The organism is Pseudogemmobacter sp. TB195 (assembly GCF_058313095.1).
In genome coordinates, this window is sequence record NZ_JBZEGG010000012.1 from 41706 (window position 1) to 61313 (window position 19608).

Annotated in this window: 18 protein-coding genes; 9 read left to right on the top strand and 9 right to left on the bottom strand. The window is 63.0% G+C overall.

Features of this window, described 5'->3' with window-relative positions; genetic code table 11:
* The first annotated feature begins 10 nt into the window (after positions 1 to 10).
* From AC4FS3_RS13505 to AC4FS3_RS13515, 3 genes are read left to right on the top strand one after another with little or no spacing between them, the layout of a single operon-like run.
* Positions 11 to 1111: a UDP-3-O-(3-hydroxymyristoyl)glucosamine N-acyltransferase gene (locus AC4FS3_RS13505; protein ID WP_491021004.1), complete on the top strand. Its 1101-nt coding sequence runs from the start codon at positions 11 to 13 to the stop codon at positions 1109 to 1111.
* An 11-nt stretch (positions 1112 to 1122) separates the two neighbouring features.
* Positions 1123 to 1413, top strand: a complete 291-nt coding sequence (locus AC4FS3_RS13510; RefSeq protein ID WP_491021005.1) for an acyl carrier protein — start codon at positions 1123 to 1125, stop codon at positions 1411 to 1413.
* On the top strand, positions 1410 to 2612 hold the full coding sequence (locus tag AC4FS3_RS13515) for a beta-ketoacyl-[acyl-carrier-protein] synthase family protein (protein WP_491021006.1): 1203 nt from the start codon (positions 1410 to 1412) through the stop codon (positions 2610 to 2612). The genes AC4FS3_RS13510 and AC4FS3_RS13515 overlap by 4 nt, the downstream gene beginning before the upstream one ends.
* A 5-nt stretch (positions 2613 to 2617) precedes the next feature.
* On the opposite strand, the gene AC4FS3_RS13520 is transcribed toward AC4FS3_RS13515, so the two are convergent.
* Positions 2618 to 3328: an invasion associated locus B family protein gene (locus tag AC4FS3_RS13520; protein ID WP_491021007.1), complete on the bottom strand. Its 711-nt coding sequence runs from the start codon at positions 3326 to 3328 to the stop codon at positions 2618 to 2620.
* A 730-nt stretch (positions 3329 to 4058) separates the two neighbouring features.
* On the opposite strand from AC4FS3_RS13520, the gene AC4FS3_RS13525 reads away from it, so the two are divergent.
* The 6 genes from AC4FS3_RS13525 (at position 4059) to AC4FS3_RS13550 (ending at position 12643) form a co-directional block, all read left to right on the top strand.
* A complete protein-coding gene (locus AC4FS3_RS13525; RefSeq protein ID WP_491021008.1) occupies positions 4059 to 5669 on the top strand; it encodes a helicase HerA-like domain-containing protein in 1611 nt (536 codons plus the stop codon).
* Positions 5670 to 5945: 276 nt separating this feature from the next.
* Positions 5946 to 6551 (top strand): hypothetical protein, encoded by a 606-nt coding sequence (locus AC4FS3_RS13530; protein ID WP_491021009.1) that lies wholly within the window; start codon positions 5946 to 5948, stop codon positions 6549 to 6551.
* A gap of 144 nt (positions 6552 to 6695) precedes the next feature.
* Positions 6696 to 8096, top strand: a complete 1401-nt coding sequence (locus AC4FS3_RS13535; RefSeq protein ID WP_491021010.1) for an aspartate aminotransferase family protein — start codon at positions 6696 to 6698, stop codon at positions 8094 to 8096.
* A gap of 406 nt (positions 8097 to 8502) precedes the next feature.
* Positions 8503 to 9537: a cysteine synthase A gene (locus tag AC4FS3_RS13540; RefSeq protein WP_283177779.1), complete on the top strand. Its 1035-nt coding sequence runs from the start codon at positions 8503 to 8505 to the stop codon at positions 9535 to 9537.
* Positions 9538 to 9582: 45 nt separating this feature from the next.
* Positions 9583 to 11925, top strand: a complete 2343-nt coding sequence (locus tag AC4FS3_RS13545) for a DUF3772 domain-containing protein (protein ID WP_491021011.1) — start codon at positions 9583 to 9585, stop codon at positions 11923 to 11925.
* A gap of 1 nt (position 11926) precedes the next feature.
* A complete protein-coding gene (locus AC4FS3_RS13550; protein WP_491021012.1) occupies positions 11927 to 12643 on the top strand; it encodes an alanyl-tRNA editing protein in 717 nt (238 codons plus the stop codon).
* A 279-nt stretch (positions 12644 to 12922) separates the two neighbouring features.
* Here the strand turns inward: AC4FS3_RS13550 and AC4FS3_RS13555 are convergent, their stop codons facing one another.
* The 8 genes from AC4FS3_RS13555 to AC4FS3_RS13590 all read right to left on the bottom strand — a co-directional run bounded on the left by AC4FS3_RS13555 (position 12923) and on the right by AC4FS3_RS13590 (position 19396).
* Positions 12923 to 13927 (bottom strand): CheB methylesterase domain-containing protein, encoded by a 1005-nt coding sequence (locus tag AC4FS3_RS13555; RefSeq protein ID WP_491021013.1) that lies wholly within the window; start codon positions 13925 to 13927, stop codon positions 12923 to 12925.
* 128 nt (positions 13928 to 14055) lie between these two features.
* Complete coding sequence (locus AC4FS3_RS13560; RefSeq protein ID WP_491021014.1) at positions 14056 to 14325, bottom strand: hypothetical protein; 270 nt, start codon at positions 14323 to 14325, stop codon at positions 14056 to 14058.
* Between the two features lie 104 nt (positions 14326 to 14429).
* Positions 14430 to 14816, bottom strand: coding sequence for a response regulator (locus AC4FS3_RS13565; RefSeq protein WP_092897272.1), 387 nt, complete (start codon positions 14814 to 14816; stop codon positions 14430 to 14432).
* 4 nt (positions 14817 to 14820) lie between these two features.
* Positions 14821 to 15696 carry a CheR family methyltransferase gene (locus AC4FS3_RS13570; protein ID WP_491021015.1) on the bottom strand — a complete coding sequence of 292 codons (876 nt, stop codon included), beginning with the start codon at positions 15694 to 15696 and terminating at the stop codon, positions 14821 to 14823.
* Positions 15693 to 16157 (bottom strand): chemotaxis protein CheW, encoded by a 465-nt coding sequence (locus AC4FS3_RS13575; RefSeq protein WP_491021016.1) that lies wholly within the window; start codon positions 16155 to 16157, stop codon positions 15693 to 15695. The genes AC4FS3_RS13570 and AC4FS3_RS13575 overlap by 4 nt, the downstream gene beginning before the upstream one ends.
* Complete coding sequence (locus tag AC4FS3_RS13580) at positions 16144 to 18591, bottom strand: chemotaxis protein CheA (protein WP_491021017.1); 2448 nt, start codon at positions 18589 to 18591, stop codon at positions 16144 to 16146. The genes AC4FS3_RS13575 and AC4FS3_RS13580 overlap by 14 nt, the downstream gene beginning before the upstream one ends.
* Before the next feature lie 2 nt (positions 18592 to 18593).
* The gene (locus AC4FS3_RS13585) at positions 18594 to 18995 is read right to left on the bottom strand and encodes a response regulator (RefSeq protein ID WP_283177786.1); all 402 of its coding nucleotides are present in this window, start codon (positions 18993 to 18995) and stop codon (positions 18594 to 18596) included.
* Positions 18992 to 19396, bottom strand: a complete 405-nt coding sequence (locus AC4FS3_RS13590; RefSeq protein ID WP_491021018.1) for an STAS domain-containing protein — start codon at positions 19394 to 19396, stop codon at positions 18992 to 18994. The genes AC4FS3_RS13585 and AC4FS3_RS13590 overlap by 4 nt, the downstream gene beginning before the upstream one ends.
* Positions 19397 to 19608: the final 212 nt, after the last annotated feature.

Below are 19608 nucleotides of genomic sequence, written 5' to 3' on the forward strand. Positions count from 1 at the left end.
GGGATTTGCGATGGCTGAGCATAGTATTGGCGAGATTGCAGCCGCACTTGACGCGGTGGCCGAAGGCGATCTGACGATCCGCGTCTCTGAGGCCTCCGAGCCGCAGGCCGCGGGGCCGCAAAGCCTCGCCTTAGCAATGGACCCGCGTTATGCGGGCCGGATCTCTGAGGGCCGGGCGCGCGCGGCCGTGGTCTGGCCGGGGGCAGACTGGCGCGCGATGGGGCTTGAGGCCGCGATTTTTGCGCCGCGCGGGCGGCTGGCGATGGCGGGGCTCACGCATCTGATGGATCCGGGGCCGGAGATCGCGCCGGGCATCCACCCGATGGCAGTTGTTCATGAGACGGCACAGATCGGCGAGGGTGCGGCGATAGGCCCCTTCGTGGTGATCGGGCGCGATGTGGTCCTGGGCGCCAGGGCCCGGATCGCAAGCCATGTCTCGATCGCCGAAGGCGCGCGGATCGGCGAAGATGCGATGATCCTGCAAGGCGCAAAGATCGGCGCACGCGTCTCCATTGGCGCTCGGTTTATCTGCCAGCCCGGCGCGGTGATCGGCTCGGACGGGTTCTCCTTCGTCACGCCCGAGAAATCCGGCGTCGAAGAGATCCGCGAGACGCTCGGCCAGCGCGACCAGATCCTGGCGCAAAGCTGGACGCGCATTCATTCGCTGGGCGCCGTGACCATCGGCGATGATGTCGAGATCGGCGCAAATACCTGCATCGACCGCGGCACCATCCGCGACACCAGCATCGGGCGCGGCACCAAGCTCGATAACCTCGTTCATGTCGGCCATAATGTGCAGATCGGCGAGGACAGTCTGATCTGCGGCCAGGTCGGTATTGCCGGCTCGTCAAAGATCGGCAGCCGCGTGGTGCTGGCCGGGCAGGTTGGCGTGAGCGACAATATCTTCGTCGGTGATGATGTGATCTGCGGTGGCGGCACCAAGATTTTCACCAATGCGCCGGCGGGGCGGGTGCTTTTGGGGTATCCGGCGGTGAAGATGGAAACCCATGTCGAGATCCAGAAATATCTCCGCCGTCTGCCGCGCCTTGCCACGCGGGTCGCCGCGCTGGAAAAACTGACCTCCGGCACCGATGCCGGGACGGAAGACTGAGGATCACCCTGATGAGCCGCAGCGAGACAGGGCGCCAGGTGATCGCGATCCTCGCCGCCCAGGCACTGGCCGATCCTGCCGGCATAAGCGAAACCGACCGGCCCGAGGATCTGGGCCTTGACAGTCTGGGCCTTGTGGAGGCGATTTTCGCCATCGAGGAGAGGTTCGACATCTCGGTTCCTTTCAACCCGAATGACCCCGATCAGTCCGGACCGGAGGATCTGGATGTCTCGGATATCGGCGGCATCATTCGCGGCATCGAGGCGCTGATCGCGGCGCAAAGACCGGTCGGGCGCGTATGAGGCGGGTGGTCATCACCGGCGCAGGAACGGTGAATGCGCTGGCCCATGATCTTCCTGGCACTTATGCGGCGCTGGCGGCAGGGCGCTCGGGCATCGGGCCCCTGGAATTTCGCGATGCCGACCGGTTGACCATCCGCATCGGCGCGCAGATCCGGGGCTGGGGCTGGGGCTGGGATCGGGGCCTGACCCCGCAGGAACAGTCACTTTACGACCCCTTTACCCGCTACGCGCTTGCTGCGGCAGAGGAGGCGCTGGCCATGGCGGGGCCTGGCGCGACCGATGGGGCGGGGGTGCTGATCGGTTCGGCCTCCGGCGGCATCCATACCTGGGAAGAAAATTACCGTGCGGTGTTCGAGGGTGGCCGGAACCGGGTGCCGCCGCTGACGGTGCCGCGCCTGATGATGAACGCCGCCGCCTCGCATATCGGGATGCGGCACGGGCTGACCGGGCCAACATTCGCAGTATCTTCGGCCTGTTCCAGTTCGAACCATGCGATTGGCCAGGCCTTCCGCCTGATCCGCGACGGGTATGCACCCGCAATGCTGGCGGGGGGCGCCGAGGCGATGCTGTGTTTCAGCGGCATCAAGGCCTGGGAGGGGCTCAGGGTGCTGTCACCTGACGGGTGCCGCCCGTTTTCCGCCAGCCGCAATGGCATGGTGATGGGCGAGGGCGCAGCGGTCTTTGTGCTGGAAGACGAGACCCGCGCCCGGGCGCGCGGCGCGAAGGTAATGGCCGAGATTTCCGGGTTTGGCATGACGGCGGATGCGGGCGATATCGTGGTGCCCTCGGTCCGCGGTGCGGCGGGCGCGATGCGGGCCGCATTGGCAGAGGCCGGCCTTGCCCCCGAGGAGATCGGCTATATCAACGCCCATGGCACCGGCACCCGGGTCAATGACCGCAATGAGGTCGCGGCGATCCGTGAGGTGTTCGGGGCGGCAACGGGGCTTATGGTTTCGTCAACCAAGGCGGCGCATGGTCACGCGATTGGCGCGACAGGGGCACTGGAACTGATTGCCTGCCTGATGGCGCTGGACCAGGGCGTGATCGCACCGACGCTGGGCCTGGACCGCGCCGATCCCGATTGTGACCTTGACCATGTCCCGAATGAATCACGCCGCGCCCGGACGGGCGCGGCGCTGTCGAATTCCTTTGCCTTTGGCGGGCTGAACGCGGTGCTTGCACTGCGCGCGGCCCGCTAAGCTCCTTACTCGGCGGCAGCCGGAGCCGGGGCAGCCGCTGCGGCAGCTGCGGCGGCCGCATCGGCTTTCACATTGGCGGCGACCATCGCGTCATAGCCCGAAGTGAAACCTTTCAGCGACACGTCAAGGCTGACTTTCTGATCCGGGGCCACGAAAGGCGAAATCGCGAATTTCGCGGTTGCGCCCTTTTTAAAGCCGGCGATTTCTTCGGCGGTGAAACCGATCCGCGCCACGCATCCGATCTGGGTGCAGACGGTGAACGGATAGGCGCGCGGCTTTGCGGTATCGACCGTCAGCTGCATCCCTTCGGTCAGCAGGGTTTCCAGCGGAGCGATGAAGTTCGCGCCGGCAACCGCCGGGCCGGGGGCGCCTGCGGGCAGCGAGAAGATCGCCAGTTCGGCCACCGGCGAACCATCCGCATCCTTCAGCAGCTGGTAAAGCTGGCAGGGATCGGCTTCGAGGCCGACGCGTTCGCAGCGCAGCTCCCATTTCTCATGGGTCGATGCGGTGTAGATCGCGCTCTGACCGCCGATCTCGGAGCCCATCGACAGATCGCCGCCTGCGGCCGGTTGCCCGGCTGCCGCGCCGGATTCTGCCGGAGCGGTGGTTTCTGCGGCGGTTTCAGCGGGTGCCTCAGTCGTGTCCTGTGCGATAGCGGCAAGGGGGCTGCCGAATGCAAGTGCAAGAGCGAGAAGCGAGATACGCGGGTTCAACATATAGTCATGTCCTTTGAACGGTGACTGTAGCCGGTGGAAATTTGCCTGGCTGCCGCAGGCTGAATATCACGCTGAAATCGCAGTGTCAGGTCTCATTTGCGCGACCGGCGGCGGGTTATTGCCGGACAGTGTGCCGGCAAAAGCGGCTGCAACCCTGGATATGGTGGTGACCTCCGCAGCAGGACTGGCACAGATGGACTGGAACAGGGGCGATGGTCACCCGGCTGAATGCCGACCTGTGCCGGGAAATGGGCGGGCGCAAAAAAAAACAAAGGGCCGGAATTACCGGCCCTTTGCATGCGCTGCGGGGCGGGCCCCTTACGCTTATATTTTTTGCTCCCTGTCGGACTGGCCGACTTCACGTAAAGGGACGCTAAGCAGCTTTCTGCACTGCGTCAACAGGAAATCTGTTACATCGGGCGGCCAGAGACAGAGAAAAAAATCTAACCATTTGGTCAGGATTTCTGTGATTTTGTGCCATTGCCGGCTCGGTTCTGCGCGGGCGAAGCCGGGGCGGAGAACCTGCCTTGCGAGTGCGCGCCGCGAGATATCCGGCCGGCGTCCTGCCGGCATCCGGCCCGGCGAGAACGAGGCTGGTTTTGACTGCGGAACAGGGTAAGGTCCATGCCGCAATGAGAGGTCGGAAACGGCAGATCCGAAACGAACGATCCGAAACGGCATGGCCCCCGTCGCCTGCCCGGATAGCAGGCCCAAGACAGGAGTTGACCCGGTGACAGCACAGATTGATCCAGCCACAGCAGCCGCAGCGCAGGACCGGATTTTCCTGGGCGGCGGCGGTGAGGGCTATGGTGTCGCGCAGGAGCTGCTGCTGAAATACGGCAACCGGCACGGGCTGATCGCAGGGGCAACCGGGACCGGCAAGACGGTGACGCTCCAGGTGCTGGCCGAGGGTTTTGCGGCGGCGGGCGTGCCGGTGTTCCTGTCGGATATCAAGGGCGATCTTTCGGGGATCTGCCAGCCGGGCGATCCGGCGGCAAAGACCCATGCAGCCTTTGCGGCCCGGGCCGAAACCATCGGCCTTGATCTGGCCTATCGGGCTTTCCCGGTGCTGTTCTGGGATCTCTTTGGCCAGCGCGGCCATCCGGTGCGTACCACCGTCGCCGAGATGGGGCCCTTGCTATTGTCGAGGCTGCTGGAGCTGACCGAGGTGCAGGAAGGCGTGATGAATGTCGCCTTCCGACTGGCCGATGACGAGAAACTCGCGCTTCTCGATATGAAGGATCTGCGTGCGCTTCTGACCTTTATCGCGGAGAATTCCGCCGGGATCTCTTCAACTTACGGCCTGGTCTCATCGCAATCGGTGGGCGCGATCCAGCGCCGGCTTCTGATGCTGGAAAACGAGGGGGCGACCCATCTCTTTGGAGAGCCGGCGCTGGAGCTCGCGGATCTCATGACCGTGGATCCCGGCGGGACGGGGCGGATCTCGATCCTTGTCGCGGATAAGCTGATCAACAGCACGCGGCTTTATGCGACCTTTCTTCTGTGGCTTTTGTCCGAGCTGTTCGAGGCGCTGCCGGAGGTGGGTGACCCGGATAAGCCCAAGCTCGTCTTTTTCTTTGACGAGGCGCATCTTCTGTTCAATGACGCGCCTAAGGCACTGATTTCGCGGATTGAACAGGTGGCGCGGCTGATCCGGTCAAAGGGCGTCGGCGTCTATTTCATCACGCAAAATCCGGCCGATGTGCCCGATACTGTGCTGGGCCAGCTGGGCAACCGGGTGCAGCATGCGCTGCGCACCTTCACCGCCAAGGACCAGACCGATCTGGCGCGGGCCGCACGCACCTATCGCGCCAATCCGCGCTTTCCGATCGAAGAGGCGATCCGCGAGGTTGGCACCGGCGAGGCGGTGACCTCACTGCTGGAGGCCAAAGGCGTGCCGGGCATGGCCGAGCGTACCCTGGTCCGCCCGCCCTTCAGCCGGCTTGGGCCGGCGGAGGAAAGCGCAAGGGCGGCGGCTTTTGCCGCCTCGCCGCTGGCCGGGAAATACGACACCGAGATTGACCGCGAAAGCGCATTTGAGATTCTGCGCGCGCGCGCCGGGAAGGCGGCGGTGGAAGCGTCACGTTCGGAAGAGGCGGTGGAGGGCAGCGCTGAGGGCGAAGCGTTCAGCCGTGGCAAGCGCTATGGCGGTGAGAATTCTTCGCGTCGCTATGAGGCGCCCTCCAGGACGACAGAGGAGGCTCCGAAGAAAAAGAGCAGTTCTTCTCGGTCGGATTCGGTCGGGGAGGCGTTCGCCAAGAGCTTCGCGCGCCAGCTGGGCAGCAAGAGCGGCCAGGCTGTTGTGCGTGGCGTGCTGGGGACGATCTTCGGCAAGCGCTGAGGCGGGGATATAATCGGGCTGCTGGCTGAGGGGCTGGCCGGGCATGCCTCCGGCGGGAGTATCCGGGCCAGGATCAGACGCCTGAAGCAAATGATGCGAGGCTTTTGGTTCTGTGCTTTGCCCGGTCCGCGCATTTGCCTTGTGAGCGCCCGTGCACCGCAGGGCGCTGACCTGTCATCCAAAGCAGACCTGTACCGCAGAGGTGGGGGATTCCACCTTTGCTTTGCCGCCTGGCCCGTCCTAAGGCTTGGCAGTTACCTGTTCAGGAGGTCGGCAATGCGGCAAGCTACAGTTCTGGCGATGATGGCGGCGGTCGGGATTTCGCTCCCGGCGCTTCCCGGTCTGGCCCGGCAGGCGGACAACGAGGTGACCGGCAACTGGGCCGGTGCAGCGGGCGATGGGTTCTGGTTCCGCGCGCAGCTGGAGACCGAGGCCGATCTGGCAGCGCTGAAGATCTGGAATGGAATGGGGGCGGTGCCGGATGGCAATGACGCGCCGGACCTGGACGTCGCCGATTTCGCCGTTGCGGCCTTTGCGACCTCGCAGCGGCTGGAAGTGGTCGAGACCCCGGATGGCAGCACGCTGCAGGTGATCACCGAATTCGCCGATGAGGAGGGCGAGGGGCGCGAGGTCGTGGAAATCCGTTTTATCGATTTTCAGTATACGATTGTCGGCTATGCGCTGGAGGCCTCTTTCCAGGGCTTCGATGGTCCGGCCGAAGAGACGCAATGTGTGGTCGATACGCTGGCAGGCCGCGTGGTCGATAATGGCAGGATGCGCAACCTGTCGCCTCTGAACCCCGAGGCGCTGAATGCGAGTGGCTGGGGCGAGGCGGCGGCCTTTGAGCGCGGCTGGTGCAGCCGGTCCGGCGAGGGGAACTGAGATCGCCGCGCGGCTTTCGCGCGGGCCGTCGCGAGGCGGAAATAATTTGATCAAATTTCTTGATGCCGGTCGGGATTGTTCCTATCCTGCGATGTGAGGGCGCCAGGCGCCTGCTGATTCTTCCTGACGGAAAGGGTGGTCACCATGAATATGATCAACAACAACACGCCCACGGCCGAGCTGCAAAAGCTTGACGCGGCGCATCACTTCCATCCTTTCACCGATAAGGCGGCGCTGGCGAAAAAAGGCGCGCGGGTGATCCTGCGCGGCGAGGGCTGCTGGCTGACGGATTCGGAAGGGCACCGCATTCTGGACGGGATGGCGGGCCTGTGGTGCGTCAATATCGGCTATGGCCGCAAGGAACTGGGTGAGGTTGCGGCGCGCCAGATGATGGAGCTGCCCTATTACAACACCTTCTTCCAGACGACGCATGTGCCGGCGATTGCGCTGGCGGCAAAGCTTGCGGAACTGGCGCCGGGCGATCTGAACCATGTGTTCTTTGCCGGCTCGGGATCCGAGGCCAATGACACCAATATCCGCCTTGTCCGCCGCTATTGGCAGGTCAAGGGCCAGCCGGAAAAGCAGGTGATCATCGCGCGCTGGAATGGCTATCACGGCTCGACCATGGGCGGCGGCAGCCTTGGCGGCATGAAGCCGATCCATGCCCATGGCGGCAAGATCGACGGTGTCGAGCATATCAACCAGCCCTATTGGTGGGGTGAGGGTGGTGACCAGGACGAAGACGCCTTCGGCCTTGCCCGCGCGCAGGAACTGGAAGCGAAGATCAATGAGATCGGCGCCGACAAGGTTGCCGCTTTCATCGGCGAGCCGGTGCAGGGCGCGGGTGGCGTGATCATTCCGCCGAAAACCTACTGGCCGGAAATTCAGCGAATCTGCAAGAAATACAATATCCTGCTGATCGTTGATGAAGTGATCACCGGCTTTGGCCGCACCGGAAACTGGTTCGGCAGCCAGACCTTTGACATCAGGCCCGACATCATGACCGTCGCCAAGGGCCTCTCATCGGGCTATGCGCCGATCGGCGGTTCGATCGTGTCGGATGACGTGGCCGAGGTCGTCGGCTCGGGCGGCGATTTCAACCATGGCTATACCTATTCGGGCCATCCGGTTGCAGCTGCTGTCGCACTGGAAAACCTGCGCATCATGCAAGACGAGAATGTGGTCGAGCATGTGCAGAAGGTCGCCAATCCCTACCTCGCGGAACGCTGGGCGGCGCTGGCCGATCACCCGCTGGTGGGCGAGACGAAACTTGTCGGCCTGATGGGGTCGCTGGTGCTGACCCCGGACAAGGCGACCCGCGCGCGCTTTGACTCGGAAGAGGGCACCGTTGGTCTGCGGGCGCGCGAGCGCTGCTTTGCCAATGATCTGGTGATGCGCCATGTCGGCGACCGCATGATCATCTCGCCGCCGCTGGTGATCACGACGGCCGAGATTGACACGCTGATCCAGCGCGCGACCAAGTCGCTGGATGAATGCTATGCGGGGCTGCAAAAAGACGGGCTTATGGTCGCGAAAGCGGGCTGATTGCCTGGCGATGGAAATTAAGGCGGGCCGGCTGGCCCGCCTTTTTTGATGCGCTGCCGGCAATCGCGGCCAGCCTGTCCGCAGCTGCGCCGCCCGGGGAAAAAATGCGGTACTTTCAGGACCGGCATGGCCTGTGTTGAGCCGGCAGGTCTGCGCTTTTGGGGGCGCATACCGGGCCGCGGGATGCAGAAAATTTCTCTTAAGTTCGTGGCAATTTAAGGAGAACCTCGGCCCTACAGCGGACACCGCGCGAGGCTGGTGCCCGGGATCGGCGAATTATGGAATATCAGGCCTGCTTCACGCTTTGTCCGACGCGCGGGTGACTTGAGTTTGAGCGCCCGCGCTTTTACACCTGAACCATGAAAGCGGGCATGGCGCCCGGAGAAAGACCCCGGGGGAAAGACCCATGCGAATTCACAGCGATCTGGCGGGCATCATTGGCAACACGCCGCTTCTGAAACTGAAGAAGGCGTCTGAGCTGACCGGCTGCACCATCCTTGGGAAATGCGAATTCATGAACCCGGGCCAGTCGGTCAAGGACCGGGCGGCGCTGTATATCATCCGCGATGCGGTGGCGAAGGGGCTTTTGCAGCCCGGCGGCACCATTGTCGAAGGCACGGCGGGGAATACAGGGATCGGCCTTGCGCTGGTCGGGAATTCACTGGGCTTTCGCACAGTGATCGTGATCCCCGAGACGCAGAGCCAGGAAAAGAAAGACATGATCCGCCTCGCCGGGGCTGAGCTCGTCCAGGTGCCGGCGGCGCCCTATAAAAACCCGAACAACTATATCCGCTATTCCGGGCGCCTGGCCGAAGAGCTGTCCAGAACCGAGGCCAATGGTGTGATCTGGGCCAACCAGTTCGACAATACCGCGAACCGCCAGGCCCATATCGAGACGACCGGGCCCGAGATCTGGGAACAGACCGGCGGCAAGGTGGATGGCTTTGTCGCGGCTGTCGGCTCGGGTGGCACGCTGGCGGGGGTTGCGATGGCGCTCCAGCCCAAAGGCGTGAAAATCGGTCTTGCCGATCCCGAAGGCGCGGCGCTTTACAGCTATTACACCAGTGGCGTGTTCGAGAGCCCTGGCAATTCGATCACCGAAGGCATCGGCCAGGGCCGTATAACCGCAAATCTTGAAGGCTTCCGCCCCGATATGGCCTGGCGGATCCCGGATGCCGAGGCGCTGCCGCTGGCCTTTGACCTCCTGACGGAAGAAGGTCTTTGCGTCGGGGGATCTTCGGCGATCAATATCGCCGGTGCGATCCGCATGGCGCAGGAAATGGGGCCTGGCCATACCATTGTCACGGTGCTCTGCGATTACGGCAACCGCTATCAGTCGAAAATGTTCAACCCGGCCTTCCTCAAGGATAAGGGCTTGCCGGTGCCGGAATGGCTGGCGCGCGGCAACCGCCCGCTGCCGGCGGTCTATCAGGATCTCTGAGTGGGGGGGCGCGGTGGCGGTCTGGTCTTTTGCGAGGCGGCCCGCATGAGGCTGCCACTTTGCCTTCTGCACTGCCTGCTGGCGCTCTGGCTTGGCGTCGCTGCCCTTTCACCGGCGCCTGTCCGGGCCGAAGGCGATGATCAGGCCCAGCCGCTTGATTATGCGGCCTGGGGCGAGATTGCGACCACAGCCGAGGCCGAACTGGGCTCTGACACCGTCACGGATGCGCGTCTTGATGAGTTGCGCGGCCTTATCGTCGACTGGCGCGCCAAACTCACCGTGGCGCAGACCACCAATGCGTCCCGTATTGCCACGGTGCGCGAACAGATCAGCGCGCTTGGTCCGGCCCCGACCGGAGATGCCACAGAAGCACCTGAAATCGCTCAGAAACGCAAAGATCTTGGTCAGCAGCTTTCCTTGTTGCAGGCGCCGGGTATTGCCGCAGAAGAGGCTTACCGCCGCGCTGATGGTCTGATCCGCGAGATCGACGGCAAGGCCCGCAGCCGTCACACCGACCAGCTTTTGCAGCTCTGGCCTTCGCCGCTGAACCCGGCCAACTGGCCCGAAGCGGCGGGTGGCCTGACCGACACCGCCCTGCGGCTTTGGGGCGAGCTGAGCACCAAACTCCATGACAGCCGCGCCAGAGCACAGTTCTGGAATGCGCTGCCGCTGATCCTGTTGCTGCTTGCGGTGACGGTCGCCACAACGATTTTCGCCCGGCCCTGGATCGAGGCTTTTGCCGACCGGCTCCGCATCGGCAAGACCGAGGCGCGGCGACGGATCTTTGGCCTGCTGGCCTCGCTCGGGCAGATCATCGTGCCGTCGATCGGTATGGTGACCCTGTCAGCCGCGCTGATCCGTACAGGTTTTATGGGCCGCATCACCGGTGAGGTGGCGCAGGCGCTGCCGGTGCTGGGCGGCGTGGTCTTTGTGGCCTTCTGGCTTGCGGCGCGGGTGTTTCCCCGGGTCGATGTCGACCAGGCGATCCTGCCGCTGCAGCGCAATCAGCGCCAGGAAGGCCGTATCCTCGCCGCGCTGATGGGGGTGGTCCTGTCGCTCGAAGTGCTGCGGCGGCTGACCATGGACGGGCAGAATTACCCCGATGCCGTCTCGGCAGTTGCGAGCTTCCCGATGCTGGCCGGCGGTGGCATCCTCTTGTGGCGCATGGGGCGGATCCTGCGGCTGAGCCAGGAACAGGGCGAACAGAACGGCTACGCCGAAAAACTGATCGGGTTGCTGGGACGGGCGCTGAAACTGATCGCAGTTGCGGGCCCGGGGCTTGCGGCCCTTGGCTATGTGACGGCCGGCGCGGCGCTGGTCTATCCGGCGATCATGTCGCTTGGGCTGATGGCGCTGCTGATCATCCTGCAACGGCTGCTCGCTGATATCTGGGCGGTGGTCTACCCCGCCGCCGATGCCGAGGCCGAGAATGAACGCCTTGTGCCGGTGCTTGCAGGATTTGCGCTCGCGCTGTTGTCGATCCCGCTTTTCGCGCTGATCTGGGGCAGTCGGATCGCGGATTTAAGCGAGATCTGGACCCGGTTCCGCGAAGGCTTTCAGCTGGGCGACACCAGGGTCTCGCCCTCGGATTTCCTGCTTTTCGCAGTGATTTTCGTCATCGGGTATCTGATCACGCGGTTGTTTCAGGGCGCGCTGCGCAATTCTATCCTGCCGCGTACCCGGATGGACCGCGGCGGCCAGAACGCGCTGGTCTCGGGGACCGGCTATGTCGGCATCTTCTTTGCGGCGCTGGTGGCGATTAATGCCACCGGGATAGACCTCTCTGGCCTCGCGATCGTTGCTTCGGCACTTTCGGTCGGTATCGGTTTCGGCCTGCAAAACATCGTGCAGAACTTCGTTTCCGGCATCATCCTGATGATCGAGCGCCCGGTTTCCGAGGGCGACTGGATCGAGGTCGGCACCACCCAGGGTATCGTGAAAACGATCTCGGTGCGCTCGACCCGCATCCAGACCTTCGACCGCAATGTCGTCGTGGTGCCAAATGCCGATCTCGTCAGCCAGCGTGTCACCAACTGGACCCGATTTGGTCTGGCCGGGCGGCTGATTGTGCCGGTGACCGTGGCCTGGAACGAGGATACAAGGCGGGTCGAGAGGCTTCTGCGCGAGATCGCAGAGGCACAGCCTATGGTGATCCTGAACCCGGCGCCGACCATCGTTTTGCAAGGGTTTAACGGCGGGCTGAATTTCGAGATCCGGGTCATTCTGCGGGATGTGAATTTCCAGGGCTCGGTGCGCAGTGATATCAACCATATGATCGTGCAGCGTTTTATTGCGGAGGGGATCAGGATGCCCTCGACCAGCGCCGAGATCACGCTTGGGAATGCCGGTGAAATCGGGGCGGCGCTGCGCGGCACCGGGCAGGGGTAAGATGCAGCATCTATACAGGACTGAGCCCTATCTTCAGCACTATGAGTCGCTGGTCACCGGCCATTCCCCCGAAGGCGGCATCGTGCTTGAGCGGTCCATTTTTTTCCCGACCGGCGGCGGCCAGCCCGGCGATTCTGGCCAGTTGATCTGGGAGGATGGCAGGATCCAGATCGGTACGACCACCCGCACCGGCGATGGGATTGTCGTGCTGGTGCCGGGCCTGCCGCAGGCGCTGCCGGCGGTCGGAACGAGGGTGGTGCAACGTCTCGACTGGGAGCGGCGGTATCGCCATATGCGGATGCATACGGCGCTGCATCTGCTCGCGGCCGTGGTGGGGCGTCCGGTCACAGGCGGCCAGATCGGCGCCGCGAAGAGCCGGCTGGATTTCGATATTCCCGACCCGTTGCCGGATGTACAGCGGCTGACCGGGCAGCTGAACCTCCTGATCGATACCGATCTGAAAGTGACCACGGGCTGGATCACCGAAGAGGAACTTGAGGCAAGGCCGGAGCTGATCCGAACGCTTTCAGTCCGGCCGCCTCAGGGCCATGGCCGGTTGCGGCTGGTCGGTATTGGCGAAGGGGCGGCACAGATCGACCTGCAGCCCTGCAGTGGCACCCATGTCGCACGCATCGGCGAGGTCGGGCGGCTGACCGTCGGTGAAATCGTCAACAAAGGCCGCAATAACCGGCGGATCACCATCCGGCTGGATGACTGAAACAGTTGCAGTGGCCTGAGGGCCGGTTTTCTACCGGGGATGGATGTTGCACCGCTTGTGGGTACGACCCACACAGGCGCTCTCGGGCTGAGGGTCCTGCCTGGCTTTTTGGGGCCGGGTTTTTCCGGTCTGAAGACCCTGAATGAGGGGCAGGAACCTTCTGCACGGCTTCCTTGGCATTGGTCCGGTGTCTGGGCTCACGGGAACGCCAAAGCCTCCATGCCGCATATGGCCCTCCGTCATAGCCCTCATGGCATTCAGGGGTATTCAAGCCTCGGGTCAGCGCGCCAGCGGCAATGGCTGGCGTTTGCGGCTATGGCTCAACAGTTGACCGGCGATGCGGTTCAGCGGCAGGCTCTCCATCGCGGCGCCGAGTTCGACCGCTGCGCGGGGCATGCCATAGACGGTGGAACTTGCCTCGTCCTGGGCGAAAGTCACGGCTCCGGCGCGGCGCAGATCAAGGAGCCCCGCCGCCCCGTCACGCCCCATGCCGGTCAGCAGCGCCGCGGTGACCGAAGGCGCAAAGCTGAGCGCGGATTGAAACAGCACATCTACCGAGGGTGCATGGCCCGAGACCGGCGGTCCTGAAGCCAGGTCGCACAGATGGGGCGTGCCGTGTTTTACGATCAAATGGCCAGGGCATCCCGCGCCAATCACCACCGTGCCGGGAAGCAGGGCCTGTCCCGGCGCGGCGGGCACAACCTTTGCCGCGCAGCAACGGGCAAAGAGGCGTACGAGACTGTCAGAGAACCCCGCGCCGGTATGCTGGACGATGGCACAGGGCGGACAGTTTGCGGGAAATGTCGACAGAATGGTCAGGAGCGCATCGATCCCGCCGGTTGAGGCGCCGATCAGAATGATGCGGTCGGCCAAAAATGTACCGCCGGCCTCGCTTTGTGCAGCAGTTGCATTTGGGCGGGAGGGCACTGAGGACGTAACAGGGCATTGCCTTTTGGCGCTTTCCAGCCACTGGACCAGGCCTGGCAAGGCCGTGGTATCACTGCCGTTGTGGCGGATTTCACCGGAAAGGCTGTCCGGAATTTCCAGCCAGGCGGTTTCTGCGACGCGAAACAGCGACAGAAGACCCTCGAATTCCGGCAAGCGTGTGAGCTCGCTTCCGATCAGTGCAAGTGCTGGCTCACTGCTCTCGCTGAGTATATAGGCAGAGGAAAGGTCTTGTGCCTGCCCGCAGATCTCATAGCCGGGCAGATCCCCGATGCGCCGGCTCAGCCGTGCACCACTGATGGCGCGGGCTGTGGCAATCATGACCTTCTGCTTTTTCATGCGCGGCCTCCCGCTGCGGACAGGACAGGGGCAGGGCTGACCCGGCTGCAAATGCGGCGGCCTGTGCTGGAGAGGTGCAATCCTGGCAGGCGGGTCATGGCGTATTCTATCCGCTTGGTTGTGAGGGCTCAGAACAGAACCGGATCTTCCGGTTCCGGCTGAGCGCTGGTCATTTCTGTGGCAAGGCCCGGGAGGATCCTGCGGATTTCGGCGAGTTTGATGCGCCTGGCCAGTTTGGGCGCCGGGAGCGGTGAGGGAATATTGCCACTGGCAGCGGAAAGATCCTCAAGGAGCCTTCGCAGATCGTCGAGCCGCTGCCCGATACGGTCGATATCCTGCATGCCGGGGGGGGGGGTCCCAGTGGTGGCGAGAATTGCCTCTTCGGCTCGTAATAGCATGTCACGGCTGTCGCATAGCCCACGGGATATCGCCGTCAGCATTGCAGCGAGTCCAATGTGATCATATTGCCCCTGCACCTTCGGACAGGGGGGGCCAGATTGCGTCATAGCGGTCCCACCACCCTTTCGATTGCCGTTTTCACCGTGGCTGCGGTGAACGGCTTTCGGATCAGATTGTTCAGGCCCAGCTCCTGGCCGCGTTTGAGGACCTCGGGCGAGGGGGTGCCGGTGATCAGAATGAATCCGATCTTCTGCGTTGCGGTATTGCCGCGCAGGGCGGCGAGCAGATCGAGACCGGAAAGGCCCGGCATGTTCATGTCGGATATGACAAGATGCACAGGGCTGGTTGCGAGTTTACCCAATACGGCACCGCTGTCGGATTCCGTGGCGAAATGTCGGATGCCGATTTCTTCGAGGGATTGCGAGATCAAAGCGCGGCTGACCGACATGTCGTCAACCACCATAACTCGAAGATTTTCTTTCAAACTCATTTTCTTATCCTTTTATGTCCTGGCGGCGGCGATAGGTGGTGATACCTGCGCTGACGAGCTGGTTCATGGCCGGTCCTGAGACGCGTTCGGAATGTCCGATGAAGAGCAGCCCGCCCGGGCGCAGCAAGGCCGCAAAAGGGCTCCACAGACGGGCCTGGGTTGGCTTGTCGAAATAGATTGCCACATTGCGGCAAAAAATCGCGTCAAATGGGCCGCGCATCGGCCAGTCACCAACCAGGTTAAGCTCGGCAAAACGGATCAGGCCGGTTACGCATGGATCCGGAGAGAAATGTCCTGCGGCGCTGGTGGTGATGAAACTTTTGCGAAACGCGGGCGGGATGCTACGCGCTTCCTCTTCGGGATAGATCGCAGCGCGTGCCTTCGCGAGAATGGCCGGGTCAATATCGGTGGCAAGAATGCGAATATTGAGTTTTGCCGCATCAGGCAGCAGATCAAGTATCCGCATCGCGACCGAACCTGGTTCCTGGCCGGCAGAACATCCGGCCGACCAGACCCGAAGCCTCTGGCCTGATCTGAGACCGGACAGACTGGGCTTCAGCAGGTTTTCTGCGAAGATGTCGAAGTGATGCGCTTCACGGAAGAAGCTGGTGACATTGGTGGTCAGCGCGGTGACGAAGGCCTCACGTTCGGCCTGGAAATCGCCCGATTCCAGTCTTGAACAGAAGGAGGCGATATCTGTGCACCGAAACTCCTGCAACAGTCGGGTGATCCGGGACTGGACAACCTGCTTTTTGTTTTCCTGTAAGACGAGGCCGAATTCGCGTTGTGCATAGCTGGCGACCCGGCGAAATTCGGCATCGCTGAAATCAGTGTTGCCGGGTTCAGAGGGGATGAGGGGGCGGCGGGCGGTCCGGGTCATGCTACCTGTTTCGGTTTGCATTGAATGACCGCCTCGAGATCGATCACCCGGGTCATGCCTTCCTCCATCTGGATGATGCCGGTGATGGAGGCGCGCGTGCTTTCAGAGCGGATATCGGGGGTCTCCTGGATCTGGTTTCTGGCGACCGAGAGGATTTCCGAGACCGCCTCGACAAGCAGGCCGACGGTCTGATTGCCGATGGTGGCGACCACGACCACATTGCGCGGATTGTCCTGGGTGGGGCCAAGGCCGAACCGGGCGGAGAGATCATAGATCGGGATGACCGAGCCGCGCAGATTCATTACGCCAAGAACCTCTTTCGGCGCGTGGGGCAGGGGCGTGACCGTGCTCCAGCGGCGGATCTCGCGGACATGGGAGATATCGAGCGAGAAGCTCTGCGCGCCGGCGAAGAAGGTGACGAATTCGGCGTCAAGGCGGCTGGCGGGATCAATGGATTGCATGGGGGCCTCCGGTTTGGGGCTGGGGCAAGGCCTGGGCCCGCGCGGCCAGCGAATGGAAGGACTGAGAGGCCGGGGCCGCTGAGGCGCCGGCCGCGGGCGGCAGATAGTTTGCGCCGTTGCGTCCATTGATCAGCCCGGACATGTTCGATGTCAGGGCTTCGGTATCGAGGATCAGGGCGATCTGGCCGTCGCCCAGCACGGTTGCTGCCGAGACGCCCGGAATGGCGCCGTAATTTGAATCGAGACCCTTGATCACCACCTGCCGTTGATCCAGGACCGCATCCACCATCAGCGCGCAATGGGCCTGGGCATCGGTTTCCACCAGAAGGGCAAGTGAGGCCTGAGCCGGATCGCGTCGGCCGAAACCAAGGCATTCTGCGACGTCGATCATGGGCAGGAAGCGGCCACGGATGGAAAGCAGCCGGTCGGAGGTTCCAAGGAGATGCAGATCGGCGGCGGTCGGGCGGATGGTTTCAATCACCGATGCGATCGGAATGACCATGGTCTGGCCGGCTACGGAAATGACCATGCCATCCATAACGGCAAGGGTCAGGGGCAGTGAAATGGTAAATTCGGAGCCGCTGCCGAGGGTCGAACTGATCGCAATCCGACCGCCAAGGGCCCCGACAGCGTTCTTCACCACGTCAAGGCCAACCCCCCGCCCCGAGAGATTCGAGATTTTCTCGGCCGTAGAAAAACCTGGCAGGAATAAGAGGTTATCAATCTCTGCATCACTCAGTTCGGCGCCCTCTGCCACCAGCCCGCGTGAGATTGCTTTTGCGAGGATGCGGTTGCGGTCCAGCCCGCCGCCATCGTCGCTGATGGTGATGATCACGCTGCCGGAACGGTGTGCGGCAGAGAGGCGAATAGTGCCTTCAGGATCCTTTCCAGCCGCCGCGCGTGCCGCGGCACTTTCCAGCCCGTGATCAACGGCGTTGCGGATCATATGGGTCAGCGGATCCGCCAGCCTCTCAACCACGGTCTTGTCGACTTCGGTCGCATCGCCAATGGTGACCAGATGCGCGGGCTTGCCTGTTGCTTCGGCCGCTTCGCGCACAATGCGGGACATGCGCTGGAAGAGCGGTTTCACCGGCTGCGCACGGATTGCCATCACCGCCTCTTGCAGGTCGCGCGCGAGAAGGCGGTAATCTTCGGTATGGGAGATGATTTCCGTGTCTGCGGGTAAGGACAGGTCGGTCACGCTCTGTTCGATCATCGCCTGGTTGATGATCAGCTCGCCTACCGCGTTGATCAGCCGGTCCACCCGCTCCAGATCGACACGCAATGTGGGCTTTGGACCACGTCCTTCGGCGTCTTCTTCGCTTTTCGGAAGACGACGGCGGAGAAGGGCGCCGGCGCCTTCGCCAGTCGCGTCTCTCGCCGTGTCTTTCTCTGGTTGAAGGGTGGAGGTCTCGGTCACCGCACCCGGCGGAGGGCCGGCAGGGGGTGAGATGACGACTTGCTCTGGTTCAGGGGGGCGCGACTGGATTGTCAGTGGCTCCACCAGAGGTTCCGTCAGAGGCGCAGGCCAGGGGAGCGCGACATCCTGGGTTTCGATTCCGCTCGCAGGCGTGATTTCCGGCGCGACAGAAAGCTCACACAGGCCGCGCACGAATTCGAAATGCGCCTCGACCGCCGCTTCGGGCAGATGGCTCGCAACCAGAATATCCCATGCAAGACAAGGCTTTGCCGGGTCGAACTCAGCCAGTTCCGGCAAGGAGGAGAGATCCGGTCTGACCACGAGCTCGCCCGGGGCTGCGAGGCTTGTGATCAATACCAGCGGATCATGGCCATTGCTGTAAAGCTGCGGCCAGGGAATGAAGCGGATCCGGTGGCGGGGAGCGCTGATGGTCTTGTCGGGGAGGAGACCGGCGGGCGCGGGCGCCGCCGTCACCCCGGAGCCAGAGGTCAGAGGATCGGGGAGGGACTGATCCGGGAGTGGAAATTCCTGGTCCGGAAGGTCGAGGGCGGGCAGGCCGGGACTTGCGCCGAAATCCAGCGTGATGGCGCTGAAGCCGAAATCTTCATCGGCGGCAGACTCCTCGAAACCGGCATCACCGAGGCAGGTGCCAAGATTTACAAGGAACGCGGCTGTGACCTCTTCATCGATGCTGCGTTCCTCGCGCGCGGCCTCGACCTGGTCGGCGAGATGATCTGCAGATCGCAACAATATATGCATGACCTCGTCGCTCAGATCGAGCCGGTCCGAGCGGATTTCATCAAGGACCGTTTCGAACCGATGGGCAAAGGCGACCAGATCCGAGAGCGCGAAGGCACCGGCGCCGCCTTTGATCGAATGAACGGCGCGGAAGACGGCATTGAGACATTCACTGTCGGCCTCGCCGGTCTCCATCCTGGCGAGACCTTCGGCCAGCGCCTCAAGCAGATCCTCGCATTCTTCGAAAAACGTGTCACGAATGGATTGCATAGACATGGTCAGGCCTGTCCCCGTTCGGAATGGCCGGGGCCGGCATAACCGGTGACACGGCGCAAGATGGCGATCAGTTGCAGATCTTCGAAAGGCTTTACCAGCCAGCCGGTGGCACCTGCGGCGCGCGCGCGCGCTTTCAGTGCCTCGCCGCTTTCGGTGGAAAGTACCAGGATCGGCACGCGGGTATTATGTGTGCCGGTGCGAATGGCCTCGATCACGCCGAACCCGTCGAGCCGGGGCATATTGATGTCGGTGATCACAACGTCGGGATCTACCTCGCTGAACATATCGACACCGTCTTTGCCATCATTCGCAGTGGCGCAGGCGAAGCCGGCATTCTCGACCGCCTGCCGGAGCAAAGTGCGGATGGTCAGGGAATCATCAATTGCCAGGATACGCAGGGTCATACGGGCAGCACCTCCGCCCCGGGATCAAGGCCGAGAGCGGCCGCGAGGCCCAGCCAGCGCAGCTGTTCCACATGACCGGTGGCAAGGCCGGTTATGGAAAATGCGATCCCTCTGGCGCGCCAGGACCTGGCCGCAACAAGAAGCGTTTCGACCAGGGGCCCATTGGGGAGGCGGAGGCGGCTGGCATCGACCTCGACCGGCTGGCCCTCATGGCGGCGCAGGAACGCCAGAATTGAAGGGTCGCCCAGCGGATCGGCCCGCTCCGCCAGCTCCAGTTTTGCCGATTGTATGCGGGTCTCTGACCCCGCCAGGTCTGACGCCCGCAGATCCGGATCTGCCGGGTCCGAATCCGGAGAGCCTGCATCTGGCACACCCGAAACCGGCAAACCCGAATCTGGCACAGCCGGATCTGCTCCTGTCACCTCTGGCAGCCCTGAAATTGGCAGCTCTGAACCCGGCATGGCCATGGCCCCCTGTTTACAACACGTCTGATCCGCACATGGATAGACTGCTGAAACTTAAAGAAAGGTTGTTCCGGCCCGGCCAGCTGCCCAAAAATTCGTCAATCTTTCGCAGTTTTTATGCGACCACCGGCAATCGGGCGTCTGGTCTT

What these genes read in the sequence shown, in the direction of transcription:
- AC4FS3_RS13505 (WP_491021004.1), top strand. Translation starts at nt 11, where the DNA reads ATGGCTGAGCATAGTATTGGCGAGATTGCAGCCGCACTTGACGCGGTG.
- AC4FS3_RS13510 (WP_491021005.1), top strand. Translation starts at nt 1,123, where the DNA reads ATGAGCCGCAGCGAGACAGGGCGCCAGGTGATCGCGATCCTCGCCGCC.
- AC4FS3_RS13515 (WP_491021006.1), top strand. Translation starts at nt 1,410, where the DNA reads ATGAGGCGGGTGGTCATCACCGGCGCAGGAACGGTGAATGCGCTGGCC.
- AC4FS3_RS13520 (WP_491021007.1), bottom strand. Translation starts at nt 3,328, where the DNA reads ATGTTGAACCCGCGTATCTCGCTTCTCGCTCTTGCACTTGCATTCGGC.
- AC4FS3_RS13530 (WP_491021009.1), top strand. Translation starts at nt 5,946, where the DNA reads ATGCGGCAAGCTACAGTTCTGGCGATGATGGCGGCGGTCGGGATTTCG.
- AC4FS3_RS13535 (WP_491021010.1), top strand. Translation starts at nt 6,696, where the DNA reads ATGAATATGATCAACAACAACACGCCCACGGCCGAGCTGCAAAAGCTT.
- AC4FS3_RS13540 (WP_283177779.1), top strand. Translation starts at nt 8,503, where the DNA reads ATGCGAATTCACAGCGATCTGGCGGGCATCATTGGCAACACGCCGCTT.
- AC4FS3_RS13545 (WP_491021011.1), top strand. Translation starts at nt 9,583, where the DNA reads ATGAGGCTGCCACTTTGCCTTCTGCACTGCCTGCTGGCGCTCTGGCTT.
- AC4FS3_RS13550 (WP_491021012.1), top strand. Translation starts at nt 11,927, where the DNA reads ATGCAGCATCTATACAGGACTGAGCCCTATCTTCAGCACTATGAGTCG.
- AC4FS3_RS13555 (WP_491021013.1), bottom strand. Translation starts at nt 13,927, where the DNA reads ATGAAAAAGCAGAAGGTCATGATTGCCACAGCCCGCGCCATCAGTGGT.
- AC4FS3_RS13560 (WP_491021014.1), bottom strand. Translation starts at nt 14,325, where the DNA reads ATGCTATTACGAGCCGAAGAGGCAATTCTCGCCACCACTGGGACCCCC.
- AC4FS3_RS13565 (WP_092897272.1), bottom strand. Translation starts at nt 14,816, where the DNA reads ATGAGTTTGAAAGAAAATCTTCGAGTTATGGTGGTTGACGACATGTCG.
- AC4FS3_RS13570 (WP_491021015.1), bottom strand. Translation starts at nt 15,696, where the DNA reads ATGACCCGGACCGCCCGCCGCCCCCTCATCCCCTCTGAACCCGGCAAC.
- AC4FS3_RS13575 (WP_491021016.1), bottom strand. Translation starts at nt 16,157, where the DNA reads ATGCAATCCATTGATCCCGCCAGCCGCCTTGACGCCGAATTCGTCACC.
- AC4FS3_RS13580 (WP_491021017.1), bottom strand. Translation starts at nt 18,591, where the DNA reads ATGTCTATGCAATCCATTCGTGACACGTTTTTCGAAGAATGCGAGGAT.
- AC4FS3_RS13585 (WP_283177786.1), bottom strand. Translation starts at nt 18,995, where the DNA reads ATGACCCTGCGTATCCTGGCAATTGATGATTCCCTGACCATCCGCACT.